Raw genomic sequence first — 8,924 nt, forward strand, 5'->3', positions numbered from 1 at the left:
GAAAATGATGCTAGCTTCATAATAATATTTCTTAAGAAGGGGTTACGTTTTCACCTAAAGAGTGTAACCCTTTTTCTCTCCTTTTCCAGCTATTTCCTCGTACTCAGAGCTTTTTTGTTTCTCTATCTCGGATCTAGGGTAGACTTTCTGAATTGACTTTTCTTAATGCCGGGACTCTTTCTCTTTCCATCATATAAGCTGTAAAATTATTGCTGTGTTCTTTATAATATTCTAGGGTAGAAAAGTTAAAAGCTTTCCTTATTACGGGCTTTTTTTTGCTGGGCACTTTTCTTTTTATGGCTTTGGTTACTTTCCTCTCAGCTGGTTTCCGTAAGTCCTTGGCCTCTTTTTTTACTCTAACAATTTTTCTCTTTTCAGAAGTTGAGTCACTATCTTCATCTGTAGATGGATTAGCTGTTGCATGGAAGTTAAAAGAAAAAATAACAACTAAAGTTGTAATAAAGGATACTATTTTTTCTCTCTTTGCAAGAAGTTCGAAAAAATAATATAAAATATAACAAGAAGACACAAAAAAAACTCCCAAATAACAACACTAAAACACGTATATTCTATATTTATCCGAAAAATGACCCGCAAACGCGGGCGCGTAACAACATGCTACTGTTTTATAAGCCAAATAACATTCTTTCGTGTCATGTACATTAAAATAACGTAAGACATGTGATTAATGTAACAACAGTTTTGCAGTTGTCAACGTAACTTAAGCTTTTGTATCACAAACATATGACACCTCTGATGAAATTATACACCCCTTGCATTACATGTACGTATAATACAACCTCTAAGTATCACCTCAGACTTTAGAAATTATTGGCTAGCCACATGAGTGCATTAGAATTGATTGCACTCTGAGATCCAAGATAACGTTTGCAAACGCTCCTATGGTTTTAGGCCGTTATTTCCCTTAGTTTCACCCATATGGATGACGACTTCATCTGGGCGGCCATAATTGAGCATGATGTAAGCGCGCTCTTTCAGCATGTCTAAGGACATTTGGTCCCGCTTTAAGAGCGATACTTTCTGATCCAAGGCTTTTCTCTTACGTTCGGTCTCGTCTAGGGATTGATGAGACTCAAAGAGCTTTTGCCTCAGAACATGCCAGGCCAAAATACCACGATCACCCTGGATAAAATGATAGACAAAATAAGCACACACAATAAAAGCAAAGAGCGGCGCAACAATGTGCCGGGATCTGCGTTTAAGTTCTTGGGCTAAAAACATATTCAAACAAACTCTTCGAAATAATCATTTAAAACTATCCTAAGCCGCCAAAGACGATTCCTTTTTCTCACGTAATATGCTCTTGCCAGCATATACAGCCGAAGACCCCAATTCTTCCTCAATGCGAATCAATTGGTTGTATTTTGCGACTCGGTCAGAACGCGACACGGATCCCGTTTTGATCTGTCCACAGTTCCCCGCCACCACTAGATCTGCAATGGTGACATCTTCGGTCTCTCCAGAACGGTGGGAAACAATGACCTTGTATCCAGCAAGGCGCGCACTTTCAATGGCCTGCCAAGTTTCTGTCAACGTGCCAACCTGGTTAAGCTTTATGAGGATGGCATTGGCCAGTCCATGTTCAATGCCATAGTTTAAGCGCAGGAGATTGGTGACAAATAAATCATCCCCCACCAATTGAATCCTATCTCCTAATGCATTGGTTAGATTCTGCCATCCGAGCCAGTCATCTTCTGATAAACCATCCTCAATGGAAATAATGGGATAACGATCCACCAGATCTCTGTAATAGGAGACCATTTCATCATTTTTAAGAACCTTGCCCTCGCCCTTTAAATGGTACTCTCCCTGTTTGTAAAATTCTGTCGAGGCCACGTCCAAAGCAAGACTAATATCATCCCCTGGCTTGAATCCAGCACTCTCAATGGCTTTTACAATAAATTGAAGAGCCTCATCTGTACTGGAAAGATTCGGCGCGAAGCCTCCTTCATCACCAACATTGGTATTATGACCCGATTCGGACAAAAGTTGCCGCAGTGCGTGGAAAACCTCGGCCCCCATTCGAATAGCATCTGAAAAAGTTTTAGCTCCGACAGGCATGATCATGAATTCCTGGCAATCGATGGCATTATCTGCATGGACCCCGCCATTGATAATATTCATCATGGGAACTGGTAAAACGCGTGCAAAAGGGCCACCCAGATAACGATACATGGGGAGATCACTTTGGTGAGCCGCCGCATGGGCCGTAGCAAGACTTACGCCCAGCAGTGCGTTGGCCCCTAATCGGGCTTTATTGGGTGTTCCATCTAAATCAATCATGGTTTGATCAATGGAAATTTGATCTTCCCCATCCATGCCCGACAAAGTTTCAAAAATTTCACCGGTAACAGATTCTACCGCCCGGCGAACACCTTTTCCAGCATAACGATTCTTGTCCCCATCTCGAAGCTCTATGGCTTCATGGGTCCCTGTGGAGGCGCCCGATGGAACGGCCGCACGTCCCGTGGCTCCTGATTCAAGCGTCACGTCAACTTCCAAGGTAGGATTTCCCCGGCTATCTAGAATTTCCCGTGCCGATATATCGATGATCCCTGTCATAAACTTTTCCCTATAATAATTTTTGTACGATTCTACAAGTCTTTGGAAATTCTATCAAGCTTTACAAGTTTGGATAAAAGAGATGGCATATCTTTGAGATATACCATATTAGGGCCGTCGCTAGGCGCTTGATCTGGATCTTCATGGGTTTCCATGAATACGGCCGCGACACCAACAGCAATGGCTGCTCTGGCTAATGTAGGCACAAATTCTCGTTGACCGCCCGTTGTGGTCCCCTGCCCACCAGGCTGTTGCACCGAGTGGGTCGCATCGAACACAACAGGACACCCCGTTGATTCTCGTAAAATAGGCAAGGAACGCATATCGGAAACGAGGGTATTATAGCCAAAACTGGCGCCCCGTTCGCACACGAGGACTTTGTCATTCCCCGTTTCATGGATCTTTGCCACGACATTCTTCATGTCCCAAGGGGCCAGGAACTGGCCCTTCTTAACATTAATAGCGGCGCCTGTTTCGCCTGCCGCAATAAGCAAATCAGTCTGGCGGCACAAGAAAGCTGGAATCTGGAGCATGTCAACGACTTCAGCTACAGGCTTACATTGGTCAATAGTATGAACATCAGTTACCACTGGGCATCCGTATGTTTCGCGCACCTCTGCTAAGATGGGGAGGCTTTTCTTTAAGCCAAGTCCTCGAGCGCTCTTAGAGCTGGTCCTATTGGCCTTATCAAAGGAAGTCTTGTACACAAGACCAATGCCCAGCTTTTGGCATATTTCAGACAATTCATGGGAAATTTCCAGGGCGTGCTGACGACTCTCCAACTGGCAGGGCCCCGCTAAAAGGGTGAAAGGCCCCTTATTGCTTATGGATAGCGACCCAACTGAAACTGTTTTGTCTTGAACAGACATAGACCGACGGCTCCTTACATCACGTAATAAATAGCGTACTAAACCCCTTATAAAGGGTATGACCGCACTTTCATAACAATTTTTTCAAAAAGAGAAAAGAAGGCATTCCTAAAGTACAAAATAAGATGCTCATGAGTCTGCTTGTTCGTTTACATTTGCCCCTCTCGTCTTTATATAGAAACACATACAGTCGAAACCAGGTCCGGAATCTAAACTCGTGAATAGCACTCTCCTTCTAGTTCTTTTCCTCACTTTTCTAGCCCAAATTAAACCATCCACTGCAGAGATCATAACCATGCACAAATTTGAAGAGGCTCAATCTTACTTTACACAAGCCGATGAGGATACACTTGTCCTATTTGACGTAGATGGTGTGCTTACACATTCAGATGACCCAGCCTTCCAATTGGGAAGTCTTTACAAGCACATTGATGAATTTAGAAATATAAAGAACAGCCTCTCTCCTAGTGACTTTCGTTATCTTCTCTGGAGCTCTCTTATTGATACAGGCTTTCTGTTAGTTGATGCTAATGCTCCCAAGTTTGTACAAGAGCTACAAGAGAAAGGGGCAAAACTCATTGGATTGACTGGAGCACCATCAGGTAGTGTGGAAGAAATAAAGAGTTTTCCGGAGCTGAGAAACACTGCTCTTCAAGGGTTTGGCATAGACTTTAGCACCACGCTCCCTTATACAGACGCTTTTGTGTTTAATAACTTTCCCATGTTCAATGGAAACCACCCCCTATTTTACAAAGGCATCATATACTGCAATCAAGGAACTGATTCAGCCCCCAAAGAAGAGATTCTTTTAAACTTCTTAGAAAGGCTCAAATGGACGCCAAAGCATATTTTCTTTTTTGAGGATCGAAAAGGAAATTTGGAAGCTATGGAAACAGCTTTAAAAAAGCATCTTCCAAACACTAAGTTTACTGGAATTCACTTTAAGGGCGGCTTAGCCTTTCCCAATCAATCTATTAGTAAAGAAAAATTCGTGGCGCGCTGGAAAAAACTCGCAGAGAAGATTGGAAAGAAAATCGACAGCAGCCAAGATAAGTAAAAAAGCAATCTCTCTTTTCTATTGTCTAACAGCCTACACTTTGGCTTACGTTTTTCTGGATCCCGCGATGCCAAATCACGTCGTAGCGGCCTGTCCGCCATAGCGCAGCGAAGGCGGAAGCGAAGACGGATGAGCGCGGGATCCATACTGCAGGAATCAGGGAAGGCAACCTCACCTACAACAAGCGCGACTTATCACAAGCAGCTTTTACAAAAGACTTAAAAAGAGGATGGGGCTCAAAGGGGCGAGATTTAAATTCTGGATGAAACTGAACTCCTATGAACCAGGGATGTCCTTCTAGTTCTACTATTTCTGGCAATTTTCCATCCGGCGAAAGTCCTGAAAACTTAAGTCCAGCGGCTTCTAGCTTATCTCGATAGGCCATGTTTACTTCATAGCGATGGCGGTGGCGCTCAGAGATTTCATCTTTCCCATAGATTTTATGAACTTTTGAACCAGATTTCAGCTTGCAAGGATAGGCCCCTAGTCGCATGGTGCCTCCCAAGTCCCCCTCTTTTGAACGCTTTTGTACTTTTCCTTTTTGATCCCATTCAGTCAACAAGCCAACAACGGGATCTGTGCAATCACCAAACTCTGTGGAATTAGCGCCCTCAATTTTGGCTAAATTCCGAGCCGTTTCAACAATCGCCAATTGCATGCCAAAGCAAATGCCAAAGAATGGAATATCATGCTCACGTGCGTATTGAATCGCTTTAATTTTTCCTTCAGCACCACGATCCCCGAAACCACCAGGCGTCAAAATTCCAGAGACATCTGACAATTTTTGTTTAATCGTTTCCTCGCTAGACTCAAAAAGCTCCGCATTGACCCACTTGATTTTCACCCGTGTGGTATTTGCGATTCCCCCATGAATAAGGGCTTCAAAAATAGATTTATAGGCATCGGGATATTCTGTATATTTCCCAACCACCGCAATTGTAATATCTCCGTGGGGCTTTTTGAGAGCTTGAATGATTTTTTCCCAACGCTCTAAATTGACATCGTTCTTTTCTTTCATCCCAAAATAACGAAAGACCTCTCGATCCAATCCCCCTTCATGATAACAAACGGGGACCTCATAAATGGCCTCCACATCGGGGGCGGCAATAACACGTTCTTGGGGCACATTGCAAAACAAGGCCAACTTTTTTCGGGCAGCTTCTGGAAGAGGACGATCCACACGGCACAAAAGTATATCAGGCTGAATTCCTAGATTTTGAAGTTCCTTGACCGAATGCTGTGATGGTTTTGTCTTGAGTTCCTTCGCCGAGGCAATATAGGGAACAAGTGTCAGATGCATAAATAAGGCACGATCGCGCCCTACTTCGTTGGCAAGTTGGCGAATAGCTTCTACAAACGGCAGCCCTTCGATGTCACCAATGGTGCCACCAATTTCCACCAATATAAAGTCCGGTTCCTTACCATCGGTTTTCAAATCACGGGTTATGAATTCCTTGATCGCATCGGTAATGTGGGGAATCACTTGAACCGTTCCCCCCAAATAATCTCCACGCCGTTCCTTCGCAATGACTTTAGAGTAGATGCGCCCAGTTGTTACATTGTCGCTTTGACGAGAAGACACATCTGTATAGCGCTCATAGTGGCCTAAATCCAAGTCCGTTTCCGCCCCATCATCTGTCACAAAGACTTCACCATGTTGATAGGGGCTCATGGTTCCTGGATCTACATTCAAATAGGGATCTAGCTTGCGCAACCGGACAGTATATCCAAAAGCCTGAAGAAGGGCACCTAATGAAGAAGAAGCGATACCCTTACCCAGGGAGGAAACGACGCCACCTGTAATAAAAATATACCGCGTCATACTACCTCCATTTAACTTAAACAAAAATTAGTAAAAAAGCCCTCTCAGGAAACTAAAAGGGCTTGGAAGCTATTTGGTGTCTGGGACACTCGGGGCTGCAGGGACTTGAGTCTCTGGCGCCTTAGGAACAGCCTGCTGATCCAAGAAAGAGCCCTGATTAAGATCTCGAGCAACCAGAATCGCAAGAAGGATACTGGTTGTGACAAATGCAACGGCAAGACCCGCTGTTACTCTGGTTAACAAATTGGTTGATCCACGCGCGGTCATGAAACCACCCATAGTGCCACCACCAGTTAGACCAGACATACCCCCACCCTCACTCTTCTGGAGCAAGATAACCCCAATAAGGGACAAGGCAATCATTAGATGTATAACAAGAAGTACAACTTGCATTTCAAACTTTCCACGCTGCTTTAAAAACCTGCGAACACTTATAGACCTTCTTTATCAGGATTACTAGTCCGAACTCACAATAATTTTCCAAAAGTCCTCAACTTTAAGACTAGCGCCACCTACCAACAAACCACTAATGGCCGGAATAGACAGAAATTCCTTTGCATTTTGGGCGGTTACGGACCCTCCATAGAGGATATGAAACTGCTCGTCGCGCAACGAGGCCTCTGCAAGACCTTTTTTAAGTCCTTCATGAACCTCTTGAACCTCGTCCGGTTGGGGCGTTTCTCCTGTGCCAATAGCCCAAACAGGTTCATAAGCCACCAATACATTCTGAAAAGTAGCTCCCTCCAAAGGAACAGACTCACGCGCTTGGGTCAGAAGCGTGTTCATTGTTTCTCCCCGTTGCCGTTCTTCCTGGGTTTCCCCTACACATATAATGGGAATCAGCCCGGCTTCCAACGCCTTAATAGCCTTGCGCTTGACCAAATCATTGGTCTCTTGATGATGACGGCGCCGTTCCGAATGCCCCAGAATCACGTGGGTACATCCAAAATCCTTTAGCATCTGAGCACTTACATCACCTGTGTAGGCTCCATTTGCATAGACCCCACAATCTTGGCCGCCGACTTGGACAGGCCCTTCTTTGGCAATTCGGGAAACAGAATCAATAAGGGTAAGGGGGGGACATAATATTACTTGAGCAGAAAATGGCTGCTCATTGGCAACACGATTACAAATCTCACTTGCGAGAGATGCTCCCTCCTCCTGGAGGAAATTCATTTTCCAATTTCCAACAATGATTTTCGTCATGAGAAACTCCACGTTCTTGTCCAAATGTAACAGTACCTCTTTATCTTTTACTGAACCAGGCGAATTTTAGAGGTCAGCTTCTTATTTTGTCGCGAGAGCACTCAATTTGGATAAAGCGTGAAGTTTTTGTGCCTCTTCAGGCTCATTCGTTCCTTCTGAATGCACAAAATCTTTACTCCCCACACTGGGAGACCTTGGAAAAGGATCAAGAGCCAGGCTCAAATACTGTGCCAAAAGCTCTCCAAAATCAATGCTACCATCTTCAGATAGATACTCTATATCTTCATCAGCGGGATTAAATTCCTCTTCAGGATCAAATTCCTTGCGTTTTGCATGGGGTAGAAGGGTCGTTGAAAATTGATCCTCAACTTGAGACGAAAAGGGCTGAAGAGTCACCCTACAAACTTGCGTAACCGCAGCCGTTAGCTTTCCCTCTACTTTAAGTCCCTTGCGCCTGGAAAGCAAAATGCTGGCAGAAAAACACTCTAAAGCAACCAAATTGAAGCGCTTAGCCAAATTTTCGCATTCTGCTTCGCTCGCTTTAAACTCATATGTTTTATCGGCATCAGATTTGGACAAGGTAACAACTCGGGAAAATTCCGGCGTTACAGTATTAGCGTTCTGTTCATTTATCGTCATTGCATTAATTAACCATTCTATTTCATCAAAATTCTCATGTTTCCATTGACAGACCTTCAGGAAAAGGGCAGTTTTCTCTGAGTGCCGTATATTTACACACTTTTTACCCTTTTTGTTAGGAAAAAATTGAAATGAAGCTTCCTTTGAAACTTTCAACACTCAGAATGGGAATGATGGCGAGTTGTTGTTGTGCAGCGTTAGGTCTTGCAACAACAGGTTGCAGCCCCATGTCAGCGGTTCGTGGAAACACGCCGGATACCACCAATATTGCCAAAGTAAAAAAGGGTGAACATAACCAAAACGACGTGATTGCTCTTATTGGCCCCCCGACTAGCCGGGCCCCTTTTAACACCAACATTTGGTATTATATTGGCGAAAAAACCGAGAAAACAGCCTTTTTTGATCCAGACGTAGTTGACAAGCAAATCATCAAAATTACCTTTGATGAAAAGGGAGTTGTTAACGATCTACAGCTCGCAAATTTTGAAAACTCTGCCCAACTTGGCCAAGAAATCGACCCCAACGAGCGTAAAACCACCTCTTCGGGCCATGACATCAGCGTCATGGAACAACTCTTGGGCAACTTTGGCCGTCAAGCCAGAAGCAGTACCCAAAATCCGCGATAGGAAGTTACATTTCTCCTTCAAGTTCAAGGGGACGCAGTTTTTTCGATCGAGCGCGAGTTTTTTTAGGTGTTAAATTTTTAAATCAGCAATAATTGACCCAAAGCGCTAAAAGTTACTCTAAA

Annotated in this window: 10 protein-coding genes; 2 read left to right on the plus strand and 8 right to left on the minus strand. The window is 44.0% G+C overall.

Going from position 1 to position 8,924, the window contains the following annotated elements:
- Positions 1-133: 133 nt before the first annotated feature.
- From HOL16_01010 to kdsA, 4 genes are all read right to left on the minus strand, one after another.
- Positions 134-529, minus strand: a complete 396-nt coding sequence (locus HOL16_01010) for a hypothetical protein (protein MBT5389277.1) — start codon at positions 527-529, stop codon at positions 134-136.
- A 371-nt stretch (positions 530-900) separates the two neighbouring features.
- A complete protein-coding gene (locus HOL16_01015) occupies positions 901-1,242 on the minus strand; it encodes a septum formation initiator family protein (protein ID MBT5389278.1) in 342 nt (113 codons plus the stop codon).
- A gap of 39 nt (positions 1,243-1,281) precedes the next feature.
- Complete coding sequence (eno, locus tag HOL16_01020) at positions 1,282-2,583, minus strand: phosphopyruvate hydratase (GenBank protein MBT5389279.1); 1,302 nt, start codon at positions 2,581-2,583, stop codon at positions 1,282-1,284.
- Between the two features lie 32 nt (positions 2,584-2,615).
- Entirely contained in the window at positions 2,616-3,452 is an 837-nt protein-coding gene (gene kdsA / locus HOL16_01025) for a 3-deoxy-8-phosphooctulonate synthase (protein MBT5389280.1), read from the minus strand.
- 295 nt (positions 3,453-3,747) lie between these two features.
- On the opposite strand from kdsA, the gene HOL16_01030 reads away from it, so the two are divergent.
- Positions 3,748-4,509, plus strand: coding sequence for a DUF2608 domain-containing protein (locus HOL16_01030; GenBank protein MBT5389281.1), 762 nt, complete (start codon positions 3,748-3,750; stop codon positions 4,507-4,509).
- A gap of 175 nt (positions 4,510-4,684) precedes the next feature.
- Here HOL16_01030 and HOL16_01035 read toward each other — a convergent pair whose 3' ends face one another.
- The 4 genes from HOL16_01035 to HOL16_01050 form a co-directional block, all read right to left on the minus strand.
- The gene (locus HOL16_01035; GenBank protein MBT5389282.1) at positions 4,685-6,331 is read right to left on the minus strand and encodes a CTP synthase; all 1,647 of its coding nucleotides are present in this window, start codon (positions 6,329-6,331) and stop codon (positions 4,685-4,687) included.
- A 69-nt stretch (positions 6,332-6,400) separates the two neighbouring features.
- Complete coding sequence (secG, locus tag HOL16_01040; GenBank protein ID MBT5389283.1) at positions 6,401-6,724, minus strand: preprotein translocase subunit SecG; 324 nt, start codon at positions 6,722-6,724, stop codon at positions 6,401-6,403.
- A 63-nt stretch (positions 6,725-6,787) separates the two neighbouring features.
- Positions 6,788-7,537 (minus strand): triose-phosphate isomerase, encoded by a 750-nt coding sequence (locus tag HOL16_01045; GenBank protein MBT5389284.1) that lies wholly within the window; start codon positions 7,535-7,537, stop codon positions 6,788-6,790.
- An 81-nt stretch (positions 7,538-7,618) separates the two neighbouring features.
- The gene (locus tag HOL16_01050) at positions 7,619-8,176 is read right to left on the minus strand and encodes a DUF177 domain-containing protein (GenBank protein ID MBT5389285.1); all 558 of its coding nucleotides are present in this window, start codon (positions 8,174-8,176) and stop codon (positions 7,619-7,621) included.
- Between the two features lie 131 nt (positions 8,177-8,307).
- On the opposite strand from HOL16_01050, the gene HOL16_01055 reads away from it, so the two are divergent.
- Positions 8,308-8,802: an outer membrane protein assembly factor BamE gene (locus HOL16_01055; protein ID MBT5389286.1), complete on the plus strand. Its 495-nt coding sequence runs from the start codon at positions 8,308-8,310 to the stop codon at positions 8,800-8,802.
- Positions 8,803-8,924: the final 122 nt, after the last annotated feature.

It is taken from the genome of Alphaproteobacteria bacterium, from assembly GCA_018662925.1.
Lineage (GTDB): Bacteria > Pseudomonadota > Alphaproteobacteria > 16-39-46 > JABJFC01 > JABJFC01.